Source organism: Pseudoalteromonas undina, from assembly GCF_000238275.3.
GTDB lineage: Bacteria > Pseudomonadota > Gammaproteobacteria > Enterobacterales > Alteromonadaceae > Pseudoalteromonas > Pseudoalteromonas undina.
This window is the reverse complement of sequence record NZ_AHCF03000003.1, coordinates 1,880,266-1,900,680: the sequence shown is the minus strand read 5'-3', so window position 1 is coordinate 1,900,680 and position 20,415 is coordinate 1,880,266. Positions and strand designations below refer to the sequence as shown.

General features: G+C 40.6%; 17 protein-coding genes and 1 other annotated feature. Of the genes, 6 read left to right on the top strand and 11 right to left on the bottom strand.

What is annotated here, in order from left to right; all coding sequences use genetic code 11:
- Positions 1 to 3: 3 nt before the first annotated feature.
- Positions 4 to 1,161 (bottom strand): chorismate mutase, encoded by a 1,158-nt coding sequence (locus PUND_RS12385; protein ID WP_010391316.1) that lies wholly within the window; start codon positions 1,159 to 1,161, stop codon positions 4 to 6.
- Between the two features lie 43 nt (positions 1,162 to 1,204).
- Positions 1,205 to 1,320: a sequence feature (Phe leader region), on the bottom strand.
- Positions 1,321 to 1,515: 195 nt separating this feature from the next.
- Here PUND_RS12385 and PUND_RS12380 point away from each other — a divergent pair.
- Positions 1,516 to 4,518 (top strand): bifunctional diguanylate cyclase/phosphodiesterase, encoded by a 3,003-nt coding sequence (locus tag PUND_RS12380; protein WP_010391318.1) that lies wholly within the window; start codon positions 1,516 to 1,518, stop codon positions 4,516 to 4,518.
- Between the two features lie 14 nt (positions 4,519 to 4,532).
- Here PUND_RS12380 and PUND_RS12375 read toward each other — a convergent pair whose 3' ends face one another.
- Entirely contained in the window at positions 4,533 to 4,862 is a 330-nt protein-coding gene (locus PUND_RS12375) for an SUI1 family translation initiation factor (protein WP_008114484.1), read from the bottom strand.
- 248 nt (positions 4,863 to 5,110) lie between these two features.
- Here PUND_RS12375 and PUND_RS12370 point away from each other — a divergent pair, with 248 nt between their 5' ends.
- A complete protein-coding gene (locus tag PUND_RS12370; RefSeq protein WP_010391323.1) occupies positions 5,111 to 5,770 on the top strand; it encodes a GAF domain-containing protein in 660 nt (219 codons plus the stop codon).
- Positions 5,771 to 5,848: 78 nt separating this feature from the next.
- Complete coding sequence (locus PUND_RS12365; RefSeq protein ID WP_010391325.1) at positions 5,849 to 7,039, top strand: amino acid aminotransferase; 1,191 nt, start codon at positions 5,849 to 5,851, stop codon at positions 7,037 to 7,039.
- A gap of 76 nt (positions 7,040 to 7,115) precedes the next feature.
- Here PUND_RS12365 and PUND_RS12360 read toward each other — a convergent pair whose 3' ends face one another.
- From PUND_RS12360 to PUND_RS12325, 8 genes are read right to left on the bottom strand one after another with little or no spacing between them, the layout of a single operon-like run.
- Positions 7,116 to 7,868: a DUF3379 family protein gene (locus PUND_RS12360; protein ID WP_010391327.1), complete on the bottom strand. Its 753-nt coding sequence runs from the start codon at positions 7,866 to 7,868 to the stop codon at positions 7,116 to 7,118.
- Positions 7,868 to 8,425, bottom strand: coding sequence for a sigma-70 family RNA polymerase sigma factor (locus PUND_RS12355; protein ID WP_010391329.1), 558 nt, complete (start codon positions 8,423 to 8,425; stop codon positions 7,868 to 7,870). Before PUND_RS12355 ends, PUND_RS12360 begins: the two co-directional genes overlap by 1 nt.
- A gap of 53 nt (positions 8,426 to 8,478) precedes the next feature.
- On the bottom strand, positions 8,479 to 10,122 hold the full coding sequence (locus PUND_RS12350; protein WP_010391331.1) for a BatD family protein: 1,644 nt from the start codon (positions 10,120 to 10,122) through the stop codon (positions 8,479 to 8,481).
- On the bottom strand, positions 10,116 to 12,014 hold the full coding sequence (locus PUND_RS12345) for a vWA domain-containing protein (protein ID WP_010391333.1): 1,899 nt from the start codon (positions 12,012 to 12,014) through the stop codon (positions 10,116 to 10,118). The genes PUND_RS12350 and PUND_RS12345 overlap by 7 nt, the downstream gene beginning before the upstream one ends.
- Complete coding sequence (locus PUND_RS12340) at positions 12,014 to 12,997, bottom strand: vWA domain-containing protein (RefSeq protein ID WP_010391336.1); 984 nt, start codon at positions 12,995 to 12,997, stop codon at positions 12,014 to 12,016. The genes PUND_RS12345 and PUND_RS12340 overlap by 1 nt, the downstream gene beginning before the upstream one ends.
- Positions 12,990 to 13,424 (bottom strand): DUF4381 domain-containing protein, encoded by a 435-nt coding sequence (locus tag PUND_RS12335; RefSeq protein ID WP_010391338.1) that lies wholly within the window; start codon positions 13,422 to 13,424, stop codon positions 12,990 to 12,992. Before PUND_RS12335 ends, PUND_RS12340 begins: the two co-directional genes overlap by 8 nt.
- Before the next feature lie 3 nt (positions 13,425 to 13,427).
- Positions 13,428 to 14,372, bottom strand: a complete 945-nt coding sequence (locus PUND_RS12330; RefSeq protein ID WP_010391342.1) for a DUF58 domain-containing protein — start codon at positions 14,370 to 14,372, stop codon at positions 13,428 to 13,430.
- A gap of 3 nt (positions 14,373 to 14,375) precedes the next feature.
- Positions 14,376 to 15,332 (bottom strand): AAA family ATPase, encoded by a 957-nt coding sequence (locus PUND_RS12325; RefSeq protein WP_010391346.1) that lies wholly within the window; start codon positions 15,330 to 15,332, stop codon positions 14,376 to 14,378.
- Positions 15,333 to 15,661: 329 nt separating this feature from the next.
- Between PUND_RS12325 and fadI the strand changes: the two genes are divergently transcribed.
- Positions 15,662 to 16,972: an acetyl-CoA C-acyltransferase FadI gene (gene fadI, locus PUND_RS12320; RefSeq protein ID WP_010391348.1), complete on the top strand. Its 1,311-nt coding sequence runs from the start codon at positions 15,662 to 15,664 to the stop codon at positions 16,970 to 16,972.
- The gene (fadJ, locus tag PUND_RS12315; RefSeq protein WP_010391350.1) at positions 16,972 to 19,164 is read left to right on the top strand and encodes a fatty acid oxidation complex subunit alpha FadJ; all 2,193 of its coding nucleotides are present in this window, start codon (positions 16,972 to 16,974) and stop codon (positions 19,162 to 19,164) included. The genes fadI and fadJ overlap by 1 nt, the downstream gene beginning before the upstream one ends.
- Positions 19,165 to 19,251: 87 nt before the next feature.
- Here fadJ and PUND_RS12310 read toward each other — a convergent pair whose 3' ends face one another.
- Complete coding sequence (locus PUND_RS12310) at positions 19,252 to 19,638, bottom strand: MmcQ/YjbR family DNA-binding protein (RefSeq protein WP_010391352.1); 387 nt, start codon at positions 19,636 to 19,638, stop codon at positions 19,252 to 19,254.
- 193 nt (positions 19,639 to 19,831) lie between these two features.
- On the opposite strand from PUND_RS12310, the gene efpL reads away from it, so the two are divergent.
- Positions 19,832 to 20,404, top strand: coding sequence for an elongation factor P-like protein EfpL (gene efpL, locus PUND_RS12305; protein WP_010391355.1), 573 nt, complete (start codon positions 19,832 to 19,834; stop codon positions 20,402 to 20,404).
- The last annotated feature ends 11 nt before the right edge of the window (positions 20,405 to 20,415 follow it).

Below are 20,415 nucleotides of genomic sequence, written 5' to 3'. Positions count from 1 at the left end.
TTGTTAGCTTTCTACGCTCACAGCTTGTAAAGACTCGCTTTGGTAACAACCAAGTACACGAACATATTGAGTGTGCTGTTTGAGCTCCTCCAATGCATGCTTCACTTGGTTATCGATTAAGTTAGCCTCCAAGTCCACATAAAATACTTCTTCCCATGGGTTACCAGGAGTAGGTCGAGATTCTAGTTTCACTAAATTAATATTATGCTGTTTAAAAATCATTAACGCATCGGCAAGCGAACCGGCCTGCTGCTTGGTTGACATAATTAAGCTAGTTTTAGTAGGGATTTGAGTTGATACTTGCAGTGGTTTTCGGGCAACCACAATGAAGCGGCTGTGATTTTCTTTTTGATTGGCAAGATTCGCCTTGATCACTTCAAGGCCTACATTTTTCCCTGCTTGCGCAGAGCCGATTGCTGCGCTGTTCGGTGTTTCAAGAGCTGATTTTAATGCACTTGAGGTTGAATCGCAGGTTTCATGCTGAAGTTCGCCAAGGCCCTGTAAAAAGCGGCTACATTGGGCAAAGGGTTGCGGATGTGCAAAGACTTTAGTTAATTGGTTCAGCTCAGTTCCTGGGGCTGCTAATAAGCAATGCTCAACGCTATGAGTAACTTCACCGACAATAGAGACCTGTGCATGCTGCAGCAAATCAAATACTTCATTAATACTACCTGAGCTAGTGTTTTCGATAGGCAGTAAGCCAAAGTCGGCTTGACCTTTTTCTACTTTACCAGTGATTTCTTCAAATGAGGTACAACCAATTTCAACTAATTTACCCGGGCGACGGCTAAAATATTTATGACATGCAAGCTGACTATAAGAGCCTTGACCGCCTAAATACGTTACGCGATGGGTTTCGCTCAGTGCATCGGGGTTTAAATTCTTTTGAAGCATGGCTTGTTGATGCAATACGGAGTCTTCTAATATCGTTTGAAACACGTTGTTAACGTAGTAAGCGTCAAGCCCTAACGATTTGCCATAGCCAATAAGTTTTTCGAGCAAAGCCTGTTCACGGGCCTCATCACGAATGGGTTTATTATTTGCAATTTTATATTCAACTACGCCATGACTAATGCGGCGTCGCTTTGCTAGTAAAACAAGTAAATCGGAGTCGATTTCATTTATATCGTGCCTGAGAGTATCAAGTACATCGTTGCTCATTTGGTTTTCCTCATTCCAAAAATATCACTGATTTTGCAGTGAAAATAAAAAAGCCTCCCAGTTGGGAGGCTTTACTATTCGATTGATTTTATCTCACAAACAGGGAAGCCTCTTCTATATAAAGAAGCTAAAAAAAGAAAAAAAGGTGTGTGAGTAATTTATATTCATACCCTTAATGTATGAAGTGTCACTCCCAATGTCAACAAGCACTTACCTGACGCGGCTTTTTTACCTAATATGTGTACAAAAGGTGTTGTTTTTTAAAAGTTTATAAATAATTTATAATTCTGATTTAAGTTCTGGTATATTTCTATTACTTGAAAAAATAATAATTATAAATAAGGTTGGCTTTTTGTGTATCGACGCCCTCCATCTCGATTTGGCATAAACTCACTTAGTGTAAAGTTATCATTGTTGATCTCTGGTATCTGTTTAGTGGCTGGCATTTGTGCGGCTGCATTAATGCTCAAGTCAGAAGAAAAACAGCTTGTTTTTGAAGAGCATGAGGTATTAAAGCAATCAAATGAATTATTAATAAACCAGTTTAATAACCTGATAGCCACCAAAGTTAAAATAGCAGAGCAAGCTAATATTGTTGTTAGCGAGCAGTTATTTGAGGGACAGTTGTCATTTAAAAATAATACTGCACCGACAATGCAGCTCACCAATGATGGCTCAGTGCGCAGTGCATCACCGGATGGGCTATCAGCCGCGTTTATCCCTCAAACTGCATATTCTCCTTTTTATAAACAGCTAATTGCTGATTCTGAATCCCTTTGGAAAGTTATTTCTCCTACGTTAATTCAAGATTTCTATAATTTTTATCTTATAACTGAAGATAACTTTATTCGTGTCGCACCGCCAAACTGGGCGCTTAATGTGCCTGGAAATTATACATTTAACCAAAGTGATAGCTTCAATTATGCGAAGTCTTTAACTAACCCACAACGAGAGCCTCAATGGTCAAAAGTTTACTATGATGAAGTTTGGAATAAATGGGTAGTCAGTTTAATTGTTCCCATTTATCAAGATGATGAGTTTTTAGGGGTTACCGGTAGCGATATTTCACTAAACTCACTCATATCGCAATTACCCGTCGGTGGAAAGGAAAAACACTTAGTAGTGTTTGATAAACAAGGACAGCTATTAGCACATCCGAACTTAACCTCTGAAAATTATAAAGAGTACGGAGAGGCAGGCAAAAAGCTATTACCAGATGACTTTATTTCTCCAGAACTAAAGCGCGTTATTGATAACGCAGGGCAAATACAATTACCAGAATATGCCGATTCATTTTCATTAAATGATGAAGACTACATTATAAATATCCATAAAGTTGAAGGTGTAAACTGGTATGTGGGTGTATATAAAAAGCGCTCCTCAACGTTATCGGCATTGAAAGACTTAAAGCTTAAGTTTTTTGGCCTATTTATTCTGTATGCCATTTTAGTTGCTTTATTATTACACCAAGCACTTTACCAATTGGTATTAAGACGCTTACATTCATTGGTTTATGCAGTTACTAACTTTGGTAAAGGCCAGTTAGAGATTGAGTTTCCAAAAGAAAATAAAGATGAAATTGGTACGCTTAATGGTTCATTCAAAGATATGACCATTGAAATTCGCAAACTCATTGACGGCTTAAACCAGCGCATAATAGAAAAAGAAATCGCAGAGAAAGCTGCAAATCGCTTGTCTAAAGCGGTTGCGTTCTCGGGTACAGGGGTGGTGATCACCGATGAAAATTTTGTCATTGAATACGTTAATCCAAAAATGTTAGAGATGACTGATTTTGTCGAAAATGATTTCTTGCGTCAGCCATTACTGACAATTATTGCCAATGAAATGACCATGTTGGTAGAGGATATTGACATTGATTTGCGTAATCGTAATTACTGGCGAGGAGATACGCTTATTGAAGCGCAAAACAAGTCGCCAATATGGGTATCGCTTAGTGTGTCACCTATTCGAGAAGACGGTGGTAAAATAACCAGTTACGTGGCATCAGCGCAAGATATTTCGTTTGTGAAAGAAAGCCAACGAAAAATGGAACAGCTCGCTTACTTTGACACACTAACCGGGCTTGCTAACCGTACATTCTTTAGAATGCAGCTCAGGAAGTCGATGGCGCTTGCTGAGAGAGGGCGTTACTCGTTTGCTTTATTTTATTTTGATCTGGATGAATTTAAGCGTATTAACGATACTTTAGGTCATGATGCGGGTGATCAGCTGTTAGTTGAAGTGGCAACACGCTTAAAACAGCGCTTACGAGCAGAAGATACCATAGCCCGTTTAGGTGGGGATGAATTTGCTGTTTTACTCAGTGGTATTGAACATCAAAAAGAAGCATCTGAAGTCGCTGACACCATACAAAAAACCTTAAACCAGCCGATAAAACTTGGCAGCAATGAAGTAATTGTCAGTGCAAGTATTGGCATCACCTTAGCACCATTTGATAGCCTAGAAGAAGATCAGTTACTAAAGCATGCCGACTTAGCCATGTATGAGGCCAAAGCCAAAGGGCGTAACACTTTCCATTTTTATAGCCAAGATCTAAATGCGGCAGCTAATGAACGATTATTCCTAGAAAATGAATTGCGTCATGCGATTAAAGAAAAGCAACTCACGCTACATTACCAGCCACAAGTTGATTGTCGCGATAATAGCGTGGTGGGATATGAAGCATTACTTCGTTGGTTCCATCCTACGCAAGGGTTTATTCCTCCGACTAAGTTTATTCCGATAGCTGAGGCAACGGGTTTAATTGTAGAGCTCGGTAAATGGGTGCTACAACAAGCGTGTGAGTTTACGAAGCGACTAGAACAACAAGGTAGAGCAAGTAATATGTCGATCAATCTGTCAGCAAGACAGTTTAAAGACGCAAGCTTAGTGCCTATGCTGAAAAAAATAATTATAGAGACGCAGATTAATGCTAAAAGTCTGCATCTTGAATTAACCGAAAGCATGCTGATGGGGAATGTTGAAGCAGCTATTGATCAGTTACATCAACTTAAAAAGTTGGGTATCTCAATTTCTATTGATGACTTTGGTACGGGTTATTCTTCACTGAGTTACCTTAAGCGTTTCCCTGTCGATATTCTTAAAATTGACCGTTCGTTTGTCAAAGATATACCTGAGGATGATAACGACATGGAGATCACTGCGGCCATTATTGCTATGGCACAAAAGCTGAAGCTTGATGTAGTTGCCGAAGGGGTCGAAACAATCGAGCAAGTTGAGTTTTTACAAAATAATAATTGCTTTATTGTTCAAGGCTATTATTTTAGTAAGCCAGTGGCTGAGGATGATATTCCCGCATTATTTGATCAATTAGCAGCGCTAAAAATTATTAAATAAGCAAGAATTGCGGGTTAACCACCCGCAATTTTTACTTTAAATTTTAATCCCTCTAAAATCGCTTTTAATTTGTCGCGATCATCACCTTGTACTTCAATAACACCTTCTTTTACTGCGCCCCCTTGGCCCATCTTACTTTTTATTGTTTTTGCTAACTTTTTCAAATCATGCTGTTGTGGATCAAGACCAACAACCAGCATTACACCTTTACCTTTTCGGCCTTTGGTTTGACGTTCTATGCGAATTGACCCGTCTTTAAATAGTTTTACATCCAGTTCTTTTTCTGGCTTTGGCTGATCAATTCGCCCTGTTGCTGTTGAATACACTAAGTGACTATCACTCATAATTAACCTACTTAAGATTGAATATAATAATGCGGCAAATAATAACAAATTTGTGAAGCAAAGGCGTAATTTTTGCACCTAAGCTGAACACCTTTTAATGCCCCCAAAGATAAAGCAACCAGTTTAAATACCGCAATTATATCTATGAATAAAAGTGTTTAAAGATTTTAAAAAAGCGCTTTAAATTGGCTAGCACTATAAAAACATCCATGCTACTATTTCGGCATTATAGATGTATGGACGTCCAAATGGTTAATTCTTACTTAGAGTATGCTCAACTTAATGTTGAGCCACAGTTAATTCACGCTGAGCTAGAAAAGCTTGAGCAATACCTAAATAAAAATGCTGCACCAGCCGTGCGTTGGGAATACCAAATTCCTGAGCTAGGTGAAGGTGGGGCATGCAGTTTATTTGGTTACCTACAGGATGAGCCGTTTAAACTAAGCGATTATGTCAGCCAAAGTACGCAAACAACTGAAAAATTAGCGCAACTTCAATTGATTGTTGACTACGTCATTGAAAACACAAAGCTTGATTGGTACGGCATTTATCAGAATACCCACACCAATGAAGGGGAGCAGTTATTAAAGCTGGCTTATTTTGGTGCGCCGAGTCGTCCTTTATTTCCGCTTACTGCTGAATTTGCGACTGCCAGCAATAACGTTCAGGTAGCGTTTAGTGGTAAAGGACGCGTTATCAATAACGTTGAGCAATATTTGGCAGCAGGCGGTGAATATTACACCTGCGATCCGAAAGTAAAAGCAGAAGCCTGTTTACCGCTATTTAATGCACAACAGCAATGTATAGGTATTGTTGATGGTGAAGCTTTTAATACTGATTTTTTTGATAAAGCGACGCTCGCGTTATTAATAGCGTGCTGTATTAAAATTCCTCACTTTTTAGTGTAAATAACACTAGTCAATCAAGTGAGTTTTTATGTTAAGCTTAGCGCAACAGCTAACCCCTAAATAACGAAGAGATAGCCAATGTTCTCAGTATTAAAACCATTACCAACAGACCCTATTCTTGGCCTTATGGCGGCCTACAAGCAAGATACTAACCCAAATAAGATTGACTTAGGGGTTGGTGTATATAAAGACGAGCAGGGGAATACCCCGGTATTAAAGTCAGTAAAAAAAGCAGAAGCGTTTCGTTTAGAAAATGAAATGAGCAAATCTTACATTGGACTTGCTGGTAACTTAGATTACTGTCAACAAATGGAAAATCTTCTTCTTGGTGAGCACCCAGCATTATTAGCTAATCGCGTACGCACAGCACAAGCACCTGGTGGTACAGGCGCACTTCGTGTTGCAGCAGAATTTATTGTACGTTGTAATCCAGGCGCTACTGTATGGGTTACTAACCCAACGTGGGCTAACCACATTAGCTTATTTGAAGCTGCAGGCTTAACGGTAAAAGAATACCCATACTACGACTACGAAAACAAAGATTTATTGTTTGATGAAATGGTTGAAACACTAACACAGGTGCCTAAGGGCGATGTGGTGTTATTACATGCATGTTGTCACAACCCAAGTGGTATGGATTTAAACGAAACACAATGGAATACTATTGCTGAACTTGCAAAAGATGTGGGTTTTACGCCATTAATTGATATTGCATATCAAGGTTTTGGCTCTTCTTTAGAAGAAGATGCGAATGGTTTACGTATTTTAGCCAATGCGGTTGAAGAGTTGATCATTTGTTCATCATGTTCTAAAAACTTCGGCTTATACCGTGAGCGTATTGGTGCCTGTTCAATCATTGCAAAAGACAGTGCAACAGCTGATATTTCAAACTCGGTGTTATTAAGTGTGGTACGTAGCATTTATTCTATGCCGCCAGCGCATGGTGCAGACATTGTAAACACTATTTTAAGCAGCACAGAGTTAACGCAGCTATGGCACAGTGAACTTGATGAAATGCGTAACCGTATTAATGGGTTACGTAGTTTAATTAAAGACAGCCTGGCAGCGAAAGACATTGCTCAAGACTTCTCGTTTATTGACCGCCAACACGGTATGTTCTCTTTCTTAGGTATTAATAAAGAGCAAATCGAGCGCTTGCAAAAAGAATACGGTATTTACATTGTCGGTTCTAGCCGTGTTAATGTAGCAGGTATTAGCCAAGCAAATATCAACTACTTTGCTAACGCAGTTGCTGATGTTTGTAAGTAATCAGTAAGCAGCTTTGGCTTTTAAATAATAAAAAAACCGCACACTCGTTGCGGTTTTTTATTGTTTCTATAATGGCTTAAAGCCAGCGAATAGCACCTGAAATACGTTCATTATACATATCAACTGGTGAGCCAAGGCTTGCAATTAGCACGGTATCGGCCTGTTTGCCACGATTTATATGGCCAGCATAGCGAGAGTCATTAAAATCATCAGAGCCAATTTCAAAGATTTGATTATCGCTTGGCACAATAAACACGGTCATAGGCCCAAAGTCAGACTCAAACACTAAATGAATACCTTTCTCACCTTGAAAATCGCAAAAGTTAACATAAGTCACTTTGCCAGGTAAATCACTAATATGGCCGCCAAGTAAAGCCAGCTTTTCATTGACAGTTTGGATGCTAATTTGTTGAGTTTTATTTAACGCATAAATTTCATGGTAAACATGGGCTAGTGCATGCTCACCAGCCGTTTGATTAATACTTTGTTCTTCGCTAAACATAAACGCACTAACTGCAATCACAAACGAAGCTGCCAAAGCCAAATGCATTCGGTCGAACTTAAACCATGAGCGTGCACTAACCACGTTATCCTTTTGCTCAAGTTCATCTGTTCTGGCTTTTTCTTTTAACGAGGTGTTTAAAATAATTCGTTCAGCAAGATTGTCAGGTACAGTAATATCAAGCGCGTCGTCGAGTTGTTTATCGAATGCTTTGCTTTCATTTAAAAATTGTTGTCTGTCGGCACTGCTGTTTGCAAATTCCTGAAGCTCTTTGTCCAGCTCATTTGGCTGCGCAATCGTGCGGCGACGAAACTCAAGTTCATCCATTATTTTGATGCTCCTTTAAGTTGTTCATCATCACGGCTTAATGCCTCTTTAAGTTGATTTTTTGCTCGGAATAAACGTGTCATAACAGTATTTTTATTTAAGTTAAGAATGTCTGCAATTTCATCTCCGGTGCAGCCCATTACCACCTGTAGCAACAGCGGCTCCTTGTAGTCATCAGCCAATAAAGAAATTTGTCGCTGAATAACGGTTTGTTCCATTGCTGTATCTAAACTATGGCTGGTTTGATCCACCAATGTGTCGTTATCTACATCACTGTAATCAAATTGCTTGCGCTCAAAGCGTCTGGCATTCTCACGCCTTAATATGGTCAGCAACCATGGCTTAGCTGCTTTTTGGTCGAGTAACGAATCAAGCGAGCGCCATGCACGCAAAAAGGTTTCTTGCACTAAGTCATCAGCAATAGTCGGATCGTTACATAACCAGTAAGCAAAGCGATAGAGTTCCTTATGATAAACATGAACCAAGGCTTCATAGCGTTGTTGTTTTTCAGCCATATTAATTAAGACCCGATCATTCGATTTTTTATTTCCAAACATAAGCACTTTTTAATTAAAATTATTATAGGCCAAAAAAGTAACTAAGATTCTTATTAAGAATATAGCTCTTTTAACGCAGATGATGACTTAGCTGTGTGCGATTGATGTTTTTTTAATAAACTAACAATCGCTTCTAAATCAGTGCTAGCCGATTGGTTACCGTACAACTGTGCTTGTAAATTATTTACCTGCGCAGTGAACTGCGAGTTGTTTATCATAGCGCATAAATGGGTGAGAGCTCCTACCTTTTTATCTGTTCGAGTTAGCGCGTATAGATTAAGTGCATCGTAAAATGCTTTATTATCATGGCTTTTAGCAAGTATTTGCAGTGTTTTTAAATCTGCTTGCTGATTGCCTCTATGATTTGCTTGCGTCGTTTGTTGCACTTCTTTAGCTGAGCGTTTCATAAAGTAAAGAACCAGGGTCACAATCCATAATATGTAACCTAATACGGCTACAATAATAAGCCATAGAGGCGTACTAGTGTGGCGTTGCACGCTGAGCGCTTGCTGCGTTGGCTCTGCATCCGTGTTGTTTAAAGTACTTTCAACGGGTGTATTTAGTGAGTTTGCTGGCGCTGTGGTACTTGGTGTTACCGTAATTGTGCGTTCTGGTAAAGTTGCGTAACTAATTCGGTTCATTTTGGTGTTATACCAAGGCAGGGTAATTTCAGGCAATGTATAAGTGCCTGGTGTTTGTGGTAGTAGCGCAAATGAGGCGCTTTGCTGTGATACCACTCGACCATCGCGTACTGCATTATTAGTCTCTTTTTCATCTGGGTAGCTGCGAATACCATTTATAGTAGGCATATCAATTTCGGGTAGTTGCTCCTTAGTAACCCCTAATGCGGTAAGCATAATAGTGCGTGTTATTGGCGTGCCGGCCTCAACGGTATTATCGTCTGGTTGCCATTGCTCGGTTAGACTTACTAATTCACTGGGTAACCAATCACCTTGATAATTCTCAGGGATGGGTTTGATTTCAATCTGTTGTTCATCGCCAAGTGCCGACACCTCTAGTTGGCGATAGTTTTGTTGAACACGCCCTTGAAAAACCGGTGCTTCAATGGTGTATGCACCACTTTTTTGCGGCTGAATTAAATAATTACGGGTGATCACTAAATAACGTTTACCGTTAACCAGTTCATAATCTTCACTTTGCTTACCTAGCTGGGTGAGTTGAGCATCTTCCATGCTTGGCGTGCTTAAGCTGCCATCAAGTAGCTCTTTAGCTAAGTAAAGTTTAATGGTGTAAACGCCAGCCTCTTGCACAAATAAGCTGTTATTTGTAAGCGAGCTTTTTAAAAATATATCATCATTTTTGCCCGCATCGCTGCTTCGCTCTTTAACCGACAAGTTTATCGGTTGAGAGCTGAGCCCTGCAACACTAAAAGAAGGAATTGTGTATTCGCCGGCTTTGCGAGTCATTAACTTAACAGACCACGATGTTTGTTTTTTAATGCTACCGTTAATAATGTTGGTGCGGCTACTTAAGCTCATAGGGCCGACTACGAAATCCTTTAACAGCGCTGAAGTATCGGGTTGTTGCCCTTTGATTGAATCATCAACGCTAATATTGAGCATAAAAAACTCACCTGCCAGTACCGGGTTTTTATCTACGCTTGCCTCTAATGAAGTGGCGGCCATTAATGGCATGGCAGTTAATAGCAATAAACAGCAAAATAATCGCATTACCATGATTTTTCTACTCCTGTTGGACGGCGTTGATATTGTCTTTTTTGGGCTTCTAATTGCATTTTGTTTCTTAATAAAATAGCGGGATCGTCGGGCACTTTTCTTAGTAACTGATTTAGTTGTTGTGCTTTCTCTTTTTCTTCATTAGTGAGTTCAGCCGCCTTTGCTTGCATAGCTTGTTGTTGTGCTTGCTGCTTCTGCTCATCTGATGGCGGTTGCTCATTCATTTGATTGGGTTGACTCTGTTGCTCGTCTTGCTGAGGCTTACTATCGTCGTCTTTGTTCTCGTCTTGTTGGTTTTGTGATTGAGCTTGCATGTCAGGCTGATTTTGTTCATCTGACTGCTCGCCAGATTGGCTTTGTTGATCTTTTGATTGCTCCGAGGGCTCACCCGATTGCTGCTCTTCACTGTTTTGACTGTTATCTTCGCTTTTATCTGCGTTATTTTTATCGCCATTTTTTTGCTGATCTTGTTTTGATTTATCTGCATCATCTTGACTTTGATCATCTTGATTTTGCGAATCATTACCTTGTTGGTTTTCTTGATCTTGCTGTTGCTTAAGTAACTGCTCAACTAACGCTTGGTTATCGGCTGCTTTGGTAAAATCAGACTGCAGTGATTGCGCTTGTTTGTAAGCGTTTATAGCAGCCTCCAATTGTCCGGCTTTAGCCAGTGCATTACCGTAATTGTAATAACCAGTAGCTGATTTATCTTGACTAAATTCGTTCAGAGCGCCTTCAAACTGACCTTGCTGATAAAGTGCAGCGCCTTTGAGAGCGTTGGACTTCGCTTGCGCTGCTTGTTGGTACTCTTGGTTGTTGTAAGCTTCTAATGCACGTTGATCGGTATTTTTAAATAGCGTTGGTAACTCTACTGCATGGGCATTTTGCTGAGGTAAAAAGCTTAGCAATAGCACCGCACCAATAAACGCAGAGCGCCTAAATAAGTATAGAGCTAAGGGCAGCAAAATAAGCAAGCCATAAATGCCAACATCGATTCGCCACAAGGCTAAATTTGGTTTTTCACTTTTTAGTATTTCACTGTTTGCTTGCGGTGAAAAAATGGCAATATCGCTATTACTTGGCTGATAATTAGCGTATTGGCCGCCACTATTCTTTGCTAGTCCTTTGAGTAAAGAACCATTGAGTGTAGGCACTACAATTTGGCCGTAATTATCTTTTAAAAATCCGCCTTCAGGTAACTTTATTGGTGCACCTTGCTCAGTGCCAATACCGTAAATATTAAGTCGATACTGGCTACTGTTAGTAAAGCCACTTATATCACTTTGCTGTTGTTGTTCAATACCATCGGTGATCAAAATAATATCACCATCTAGGTAGCCTGCTTGAGTGAGCAGCTCTTGCGCCATGTCTAAACCTGCCAGCACGTTGGAGCCTTTATCAGGCATAATCTCAGGGCTCAAACTAGGAATAAGATTAGCAAGGGTGGTTGCATCATTGGTCAGTGGAGAAATGGTATAGGCAGTGCCTGCGTAGGCTACTAATGCAGTATCACCTTCTTTAAATAACTCAATCATATCGAGGGCTTTAAAGCGAGATTGCATTAATCGATTAGGAGCAATGTCGGTGCTATACATAGAGTACGACATATCCATTACAATAACGCGGGCACTTTTGCTTTGAAATACAGGGACTTGTTTTTCCTCAAAACTTGGGCCTGCACTAAATATAATGGCTAAACTGCAAAATAACGCAACTAGCCACAGCGGCTGACGAGCCTGATTATTTGATTCACTCATAACAAATTGTGCTAAATGTGGCGCAATGAGTGGCGCCGATTGGGCTTTTTTCTTTTTAAGCATGGCAATAAAAAACAGCCCTAGCGCAGGGAGTAGCAGCCATAAAATAGCGGGGCGAATAAACTCAAAATCCATTAGCTTGGCTCCTTCAATGCACGTACTGTTTTTAAAAATGCCATTGCACTTATTAATAGAATGGCCAGTAATAACGGATAATAAAACAAGGCTGTTTGCGGGCGAAAGGTCTGCTCATCGGCACTAATTGGCTCGAGTTTATCAAGCTCTGCATAGATCTGTTGCAACCCAGCGACATCTTTGGCTCTAAAGTACAGACCCCCTGTTTGTTCGGCAATATTTTTCAGTAAACTCTCATCTAAATTGCTGCCCCCAGAGCTCATATTAAATAAACTAAAGCCACGAGGGTTATCTGAGCCGACTCCGATGGTGTACACTTTTATGCCTTCTTCACGAGCTAGTAATAGGGCATCTTCGGGGTCAAGGTTTCCTGCGGTGTTTTGTCCATCTGTTAGTAACACTACAATGCGATTACTTTCTTTTTTACTAGCAAAGCGTTTAACCGATAAACCTAAAGCGTCACCAATAGCCGTGGCACGTCCTACTAGGCCAATTTGTGCTTCAGTAAGCATTTTGCTGACGGTTTTTACATCACGGGTGAGAGGTGTTTGCAAAAACGCTGTATCACCAAACAATATTAGCCCAAGTCTGTCGCCTTGACGCTGCTCTATAAAATCGCTAAGCACTGCTTTAACCATAGTTAAACGGTCAACATATTGGCCATTATAAGCCATGTCTTGTTCTGTCATTGAGCCGGATAAATCCACAGCGAGCATAATGTCGCGACCTTCATTAGGCAGCGATATAGGCTCATCTAACCAAGTAGGGTTAGCCGATGCTGTTACTAATAATGCCCATAGCAACCATTCAAGAGTGTTTAACTTACGTGCACTGGGCTCTACATGTTGATTATTTAAATTATGCGATGCAAAACTAGGGATGCGTAAACGTGTCGTTGCATTACTTGCTGCGGGTTTTAATAGCAGTAACGTTAAAGGAAGCGGCAATAATAAAAACAGCCATGGCCAGCTAAATTCAAACATGCAGTGGCTCCTTTAGCTTAAATTGTTTAATAGCTTGGCGAAACTTATCACTGAGTGCCGGTGGTGTTTGTGCTGTGCTATATAGGCTTGAAATTTCATCTTCATTAAAACCAATTGCAGCAAGTTGACTTAGGGTTTTACACCAGTTAGCTGTGGATTGCGCTGCTAAGCGTGGATCGTAATAGGTGATCACTAAACGCTTTAAAATAATATGCAATTGCTGCGCTGATTGTTGTTGATTAGCTAATTTAATCGCATTACGTTTTGGTTTTTTAAATTGATAGTTTTTGTACATAATTATAATTAAGCCACACACTAAGCACAGTGCAATGCTAATAACTACCCACCAAGCAGGGGCTAACGGCCACCAGTCAACGTGAGAGGGAGCAATAATATCGTGAAGGCCATCAAGTGGAGAGGTTTGCATGATTTATCTTCTCACTAATTGCAGTTCCAGCGTAGTGGCTGCATCGAATGATAATAGGTTAAGCCCAGATTTTGTTAAACGATTAATACGCGCGCTAAATGCTTGCTCGGCATTTTTGGCAAATCGTTCTCTAAAACTGTTATCCATCAAAGGGAGGGCAAACTGCTGATTATTAGCACTTACCGTAACCGCTTGTTGGAAAGCAGGTAACTTATGCTCGAAGGGGTCGCTAATATGGCAGCCTATTAACTCACAGTGCCGCGCAAGTAATTCGAGTTGTTTAAAGCTGGCGTCATCTAAGGCGTTAAAATCGGATACGATATAAACCAAACTACCGGGTTTAGCTAAGTGATTTAAACGCTTAAGGTTGTCACTAAAGTTATTACTGGCAGGTTTATCAATATTTTCAAGTGCCTGCTGATGGGCGTCGCATAAATTATGACACAGCTTTAACACGGCCTTTTCACGGGCACTAGGTTTAAGCTCTAAATGCGAGTGCTGATTAAACACAACACCGCCAATTCTATCGCCACGTTGGCAAGCAGACCACGCAACCAAGGCACTAATATGTGCAGCTTGCACCGACTTTAATAATAATTGAGAGCCAAATAACATGGAGTTTGAAAAGTCAGTAAATACAAATACCGGGCGTTCTTTTTCTTCTTGAAAAAGTTTGGTGTGGGTTTCACCGGTACGAGCCGTGACCCGCCAATCAATAGAGCGTATGTCATCACCGTGTTGGTAATGGCGCACTTCGGCAAACTCCATGCCACGGCCTTTATGCGGCGCTAGATATTGCCCCGCTAAGGTATTTTTTATTCTAACTTTAGGTGCCAGCTCAAGCAGTTGCGCTTTTGCTTTATAATACATCAGCTCTTTAAGCGATAAATTAACACCATGGCTATGACTTAATTTAAGCCATGCCTGAGAATCAAAGTGTGTTTGCATAACTTAAGGTACAGCTACTAGTTCAACAATACGGCTAATAACCTGATCTTTTGTAATACCATCGGCCTGTGCTTCGTAACTTAAAATAATACGATGGCGTAATACATTATGTACCACAGCTTGAATATCGTCAGGCGATACAAAATCACGACCACTTAACCACGCATGAGCGCGGGCACATTTATCCAAAGCAATCGTGGCACGTGGGCTGGCGCCGTATTCAATCCAGCGGCCAAGTTGCTCATCTAAGTTTGCGCCTTCTCGAGTAGCAATAATCAACTGAACTAAGTATTGCTCTAGTGGCTCTGCTAAATACAGACCCAAAATCGCTTTTCTAGCGGCAAACAGCTCTGCTTGCGAAATTTGCTCAAGCACTGGGGCTTCATCATTAAGTGCTTCACCACGGGTTAGGCGTAAAATATCAAGCTCGTGCTCAGCCCCTGGATAATTAATACTTAAATGTAATAAAAAACGGTCTAATTGCGCCTCAGGTAGTGGGTAGGTCCCTTCTTGCTCAAGCGGATTTTGTGTTGCCATCACTAAAAACAGGTCACTAAGTGGATACGTATTTTTGCCCACAGTAACTTGGCGCTCGGCCATTGCTTCTAATAAAGCTGACTGTACTTTTGCTGGTGCTCGGTTTATTTCATCCGCTAATATGAGGTTATGAAATAAAGGGCCTTTTTCAAACACAAACTCACTGGTTTGTTGACGATAAATATCAGTGCCGGTTACATCGGCAGGTAATAAGTCTGGGGTAAACTGAACACGCTGAAACGAGCCTTCAATACCTTTTGCTAAAGCATTAACCGCTCGCGTTTTTGCAAGCCCCGGAGGGCCTTCAACAAGTAAATGACCATCGGCTAATATAGCAATTAAGAGTGCTTGAGTGAGCGCTGGCTGGCCAATAATTTGGGTGTCTAAATACGTTTTTAAGTTTGAAAATGCGTTAGCTGCCATAATAAGTGGACTGTCCTCGTCAGCTTAAATAATACCTAAAGTGGTTAGGTAACAAATACTGAGCTAGTTATAAGGTTTATAAGTGGATAACTCAAGAGTTAGACTGATTTTTTGAAAATAGTTCGTTATTTTTTAACGCTTTTTAGCCTAACACAAAACTTTGTAAAACCTGCTAAAAAAGCCTATTGTATTACCCTTACACAATGTATGTAGTGATTTACAATGGCGCTTTATGATTAATTTACGTTTATCTATTGGCTTTATCACACGGGTTGTTTAGAATCGAGGAAAACATACAGGTCTGACCTGTCAGCGGGAGAGAATAATAAATGTCTGAGCAAAACATACTTAAAACACCAAAAGGCGACCGTATTGCCATTGTAAGCGGCCTACGTACTCCTTTTGCTAAGCAAGCAACTGCGTTTCACCATGTACCAGCATTGGATATGGGTAAGCTAGTAGTTAATGAAATGCTTGAGCGATTAAATTTCGACAAGTCAGAAATCGATCAACTGGTTTTTGGTCAAGTAGTACAAATGCCAGAAGCGCCAAATATTGCACGTGAAATTGTATTAGGTACAGGTATGCCAGTTGGCGTTGATGCATATTCAGTGTCACGTGCGTGTGCAACTAGCTTTCAAGCAATTGCAAATGTTGCCGAATCTATTATGGCAGGCTCTGTAAACGTGGGTATTGCTGGTGGTGCCGATTCATCGTCTGTATTGCCAATTGGTGTAAGTAAAAAATTAGCCGGCAGTTTAGTCGATTTAAACAAAGCCCGTACGCTTGGTCAGCGTTTAAAAATATTCTCAAAACTACGTTTAAAAGATTTATTACCAGTACCGCCAGCGGTTGCTGAGTACTCAACGGGTTTATCAATGGGACAAACAGCTGAGCAAATGGCTAAAACCCATAATATTAGCCGTGAAGATCAAGATGCCTTAGCACATCGTTCTCACTCATTAGCAACTCAAGCTTGGGCCGATGGTAAGTTAAAAGATGAAGTAATGACGGCGCACTTACCGCCTTATAAAAGCTTTATTGAAGAAGATAACAATATTCGTAAAAACTCAACGGTTGAAGGCTACGCTAAGCTTAAACCCGTATTTGATCGTCAGCACGGCTCTGTGACTGCCGCTAATGCAACCCCATTAACCGATGGCGCAGCTGCAGTGTTAATGATGAGCGAAAGCAAAGCAAAAGCATTGGGTTACGAAATATTAGGCTACGTACGCAGTTTTGCGTTTTCAGCTATAGGCGTAGAAAAAGACATGCTAATGGGGCCTGCCCACTCAACGCCAATCGCGCTTGATAGAGCAGGTATTACGTTAGCTGATTTAGACCTTATTGAAATGCATGAAGCGTTTGCATCGCAAACCTTAGCGAATATGAAAATGTTTGCTTCAGATAAATTTGCACAAGAGCACTTAGGGCGTAATAAAGCCATAGGTGAAATTAACATGGATAAGTTTAACGTTAACGGCGGTTCACTCGCTTATGGTCACCCATTTGCGGCAACCGGCGCGCGTTTAATTACACAAAGCTTATACGAGCTTAAGCGTCGTGGCGGTGGTTTAGCGTTAACGACTGCCTGTGCTGCGGGTGGTTTAGGTGCAGCCTTTGTATTGGAGAGTGCGTAATGACAGATTCAGTATTTAATTTAACGGTTGATGATAACAAAATAGCCGTGGTAACCATTGATGTGCCGGGTGAAAAAATGAATACCCTGCGTGACAGCTTTGCTGATGATTTAAAAGCATTATTAGCACAAGCTAAAGAGCATGCAGTGAAAGGTATGGTATTTATTAGTGGCAAAAGTGATAACTTCATTGCCGGTGCTGATGTGAAAATGCTAGACAGCGTTGAAAAACGCGAAGATGCATTAGCTATCAGCGAATTATGCCATCAAGCATTTTTTGATATGAAAAAACTACCGTATACCACGGTTAGTGCTATTCACGGCGCTGCTTTAGGTGGTGGTTTAGAGTTTGCTTTAGCATGTGATTATCGCGTTGGTACAGATAGCGATTTAACTAAAATTGGTTTACCAGAAGTACAACTAGGTTTATTGCCTGGCGGTGGTGGTACACAACGCTTAACTAAAATCGTGGGTATTCAAAAAGCCCTTGAGTGGATGCTAACTGGTAAGCAAATTCGTCCAAAACAAGCTAAAAAAGCCGGTGTATTGGATGATTGTGTTCCACAAAGCGTACTGCTAAAAGTGGCCAAAGAGTTTGCGGCGAAGAAAAAGCAACAAGCTAAAGAGCCTAAACTTGATAAGATCAGTAAGCTATTAGAATCAAACCCGTTTGGTCGTAACTTTATCTTTAAAAAAGCTAAAGAAAACGTACTTAAAAAAACCGGTGGTCACTACCCAGCGCCGCTTGCGATTATTAAAGCGGTTCGTGCAAGCGTAGAGCTTGATGAAATGAAAGCGTATAAAACCGAAGCCGAAGGCTTTGCTACGTTAGTAATGAGTGATGAGTCTAAAGCACTTCGCGGTATTTTCTTTGCAACCACTGAAATGAAAAAAGAATGGCGCAACGATGACGCTCCTGCGATTAGTAAAACTGCTGTGTTAGGTGGCGGATTAATGGGCGCAGGTATTGCCCATGTAAGTGCGGTTAAGGCTAAATTGCCGGTACGTATTAAAGATGTGGCAGAGCAGGGCATAAGTAATGCCATGAACTACACATACAAAATCTTAGATAAACGCCTTAAGCGCCGTATTATGTCTAAAGCTGATATGCAGTTAACCATGAACCGCATTACTGGCACTACGGATTACAGCGGCTTTAAGCACATAGATTTAGTGATAGAAGCGGTATTTGAAGATTTAGAGCTTAAGCAAGGTATGGTTGCTGATGTTGAGCAGCAATGCCAAGCGAATACTATTTTTGCAAGTAATACTTCGTCATTACCTATTTCGCAAATTGCAGCAAAAGCAGAACGCCCTGAAAATGTAATTGGTTTACATTATTTCTCGCCAGTAGAGAAAATGCCACTGGTAGAGATCATTCCTCACGAAGGCACGTCACAAGAAACCATTGCTCGTGTAGTTAACTTTGCACGTAAGCAAGGTAAAACGCCAATTGTAGTAAAAGATATGGCTGGTTTTTATGTAAACCGTATTTTAGCGCCATACCTTAATGAAGCGGCTAACTTAATGCTTGCTGGTGAGCCGATTGAAAAAATAGACGCGGCCTTAGTCGAATTTGGTTTTCCTGTTGGACCGTTGGCACTGCTGGACGAAGTGGGTATTGATATTGGATCTAAAATTGCGCCAATTCTTGAAAAAGAATTGGGTGAGCGCTTTAAAGGGCCTGATGCTTTCTCGCGCATGATTGATTCAAAACGTCTTGGTCGTAAAACAGGGCGCGGTTTTTATGAATACGACAAGAAAGGCAAAAAGGTCGATGAGTCAGTCTATGAGCTACTAGGTGTAACCCCAGCCCCACGTTTAAATAAAAACGAGATTGCTAAGCGCTGTGTTTCACAAATGCTTAATGAAGCGGCTCGTTGTTTAGATGATGGTATTATCGCAAGCCCGCGTGATGGTGATATTGGTGCTATTTTTGGTATTGGTTTCCCACCGTTCTTAGGTGGCCCGTTTAGCTACATGGACAAATTAGGTGCGAGTAAAATAAGCTCTGATATGTCTACATTGGCTAACAGCAATGCGATTTTTGCACCCTGTGAATCACTGGTTGCAATGGCTGATAAAGGCGATAAGTTTTACACTACAGCCACTAGAACAGCTGAAGTTGAGTCAGAGCAGGTAGATAATAAATCGACTGATACTCAAAATGAGATGACTGAACACAAAGATTAATGTCTTAAGTTAACGTAAAAAAGCCGCAAATTATGCGGCTTTTTTTTATGTTTGATTATCAGTAAATATAGAGATATAGACGCTTATTTACAGTAAGGCTTCAATAGCCTGTTTGTCTTTATCTGGCATATTGTCGACCACCAAATTAAATGAATTATCAATCATACGCTCAATTTCACCTTGTGGTACTGAGCCGTCTAAAATCACTGTATTCCAAAGGCGTTTATTCATATGATAACCTGGAATCACCGAAGGAAAAATATCACGTAATGACTGTGCTTCATCAGGGTCGCACTTTAAGTTTAGCCACCAAATAGGTTCGCCGTTTTCATCGGTTTCACCCTCATTGCTCAGTGCAAGGGTGGCGAACATCTTATGGTTTACTTTATATACATCAACATCTTTAGCAAAAGGTTGCGTTAGTTTAACTAACGGTTTGTTCATTAAATAAGTATGTACAGTTTGTTGGTTCATGAGCCATTCCTTGAGGTCATAATCGATAACTTAACCATAGCAGCTTTTTGCCACTAGATAACACGTGTTTCAGTCTAAATTACAGATTTATAAGTCAATACGAAGTAAGAAGCTAATCATATCACTTTATTGTTGAACAAAATCAGTTTCGTGGTATGTTTCTCGCAATCAAAAAAACAATAGGAATTCACCCATGCCAAAGGCGAGTGATGTTAAAAAAGGGACGGCTATTGACTTTAATGGCCGTGTATTAGTAGTAAAAGATATCGTACGCTCAGTACCACAAGGTCGTGCAGGTGGTAGTTTATACCGTATGCGTTTATACGATGTAGTAACGGGTAGTAAAGTTGACGAAACATTTAAAGACAGCGATATGCTTAATCTTGCTGATTTAACCCGTCGTGAAGCCATGCTGTCGTATATTGATGGGGATGAGTATGTCTTCATGGATAATGAAGATTACACGCCTTACAATTTAAATAAAGACGCCATAGCGGAAGAAATTCAATTTGTTAATGAAGAAACCCAAGGTGTGCACGTTATTGTAATTGACGGTACTGCTGTAGGTCTTGATCTTCCTTCAAGTGTTGAACTTGTTGTTGAAGAAACCGACCCTTCAATTAAGGGAGCTTCAGCCAGCGCTCGCTCAAAGCCTGCACGCTTATCAACGGGCTTAACGATCCAAGTACCAGAGCATATTTCAACGGGTGATCGCATCCGCATTAATACTGCCGAGCATAAGTTTATGGGTCGTGCTGACAAATAAGCTGTGATGAA

Bases quoted from the DNA above. Each gene is read 5' to 3' on its own strand.
- PUND_RS12385 (WP_010391316.1), bottom strand. From the start codon at position 1,161: ATGAGCAACGATGTACTTGATACTCTCAGGCACGATATAAATGAAATC.
- PUND_RS12375 (WP_008114484.1), bottom strand. From the start codon at position 4,862: ATGAGTGATAGTCACTTAGTGTATTCAACAGCAACAGGGCGAATTGAT.
- PUND_RS12370 (WP_010391323.1), top strand. From the start codon at position 5,111: ATGGTTAATTCTTACTTAGAGTATGCTCAACTTAATGTTGAGCCACAG.
- PUND_RS12365 (WP_010391325.1), top strand. From the start codon at position 5,849: ATGTTCTCAGTATTAAAACCATTACCAACAGACCCTATTCTTGGCCTT.
- PUND_RS12360 (WP_010391327.1), bottom strand. From the start codon at position 7,868: ATGGATGAACTTGAGTTTCGTCGCCGCACGATTGCGCAGCCAAATGAG.
- PUND_RS12355 (WP_010391329.1), bottom strand. From the start codon at position 8,425: ATGTTTGGAAATAAAAAATCGAATGATCGGGTCTTAATTAATATGGCT.
- PUND_RS12350 (WP_010391331.1), bottom strand. From the start codon at position 10,122: ATGGTAATGCGATTATTTTGCTGTTTATTGCTATTAACTGCCATGCCA.
- PUND_RS12345 (WP_010391333.1), bottom strand. From the start codon at position 12,014: ATGGATTTTGAGTTTATTCGCCCCGCTATTTTATGGCTGCTACTCCCT.
- PUND_RS12340 (WP_010391336.1), bottom strand. From the start codon at position 12,997: ATGTTTGAATTTAGCTGGCCATGGCTGTTTTTATTATTGCCGCTTCCT.
- PUND_RS12335 (WP_010391338.1), bottom strand. From the start codon at position 13,424: ATGCAAACCTCTCCACTTGATGGCCTTCACGATATTATTGCTCCCTCT.
- PUND_RS12330 (WP_010391342.1), bottom strand. From the start codon at position 14,372: ATGCAAACACACTTTGATTCTCAGGCATGGCTTAAATTAAGTCATAGC.
- PUND_RS12325 (WP_010391346.1), bottom strand. From the start codon at position 15,332: ATGGCAGCTAACGCATTTTCAAACTTAAAAACGTATTTAGACACCCAA.
- fadI (WP_010391348.1), top strand. From the start codon at position 15,662: ATGTCTGAGCAAAACATACTTAAAACACCAAAAGGCGACCGTATTGCC.
- fadJ (WP_010391350.1), top strand. From the start codon at position 16,972: ATGACAGATTCAGTATTTAATTTAACGGTTGATGATAACAAAATAGCC.
- PUND_RS12310 (WP_010391352.1), bottom strand. From the start codon at position 19,638: ATGAACCAACAAACTGTACATACTTATTTAATGAACAAACCGTTAGTT.
- efpL (WP_010391355.1), top strand. From the start codon at position 19,832: ATGCCAAAGGCGAGTGATGTTAAAAAAGGGACGGCTATTGACTTTAAT.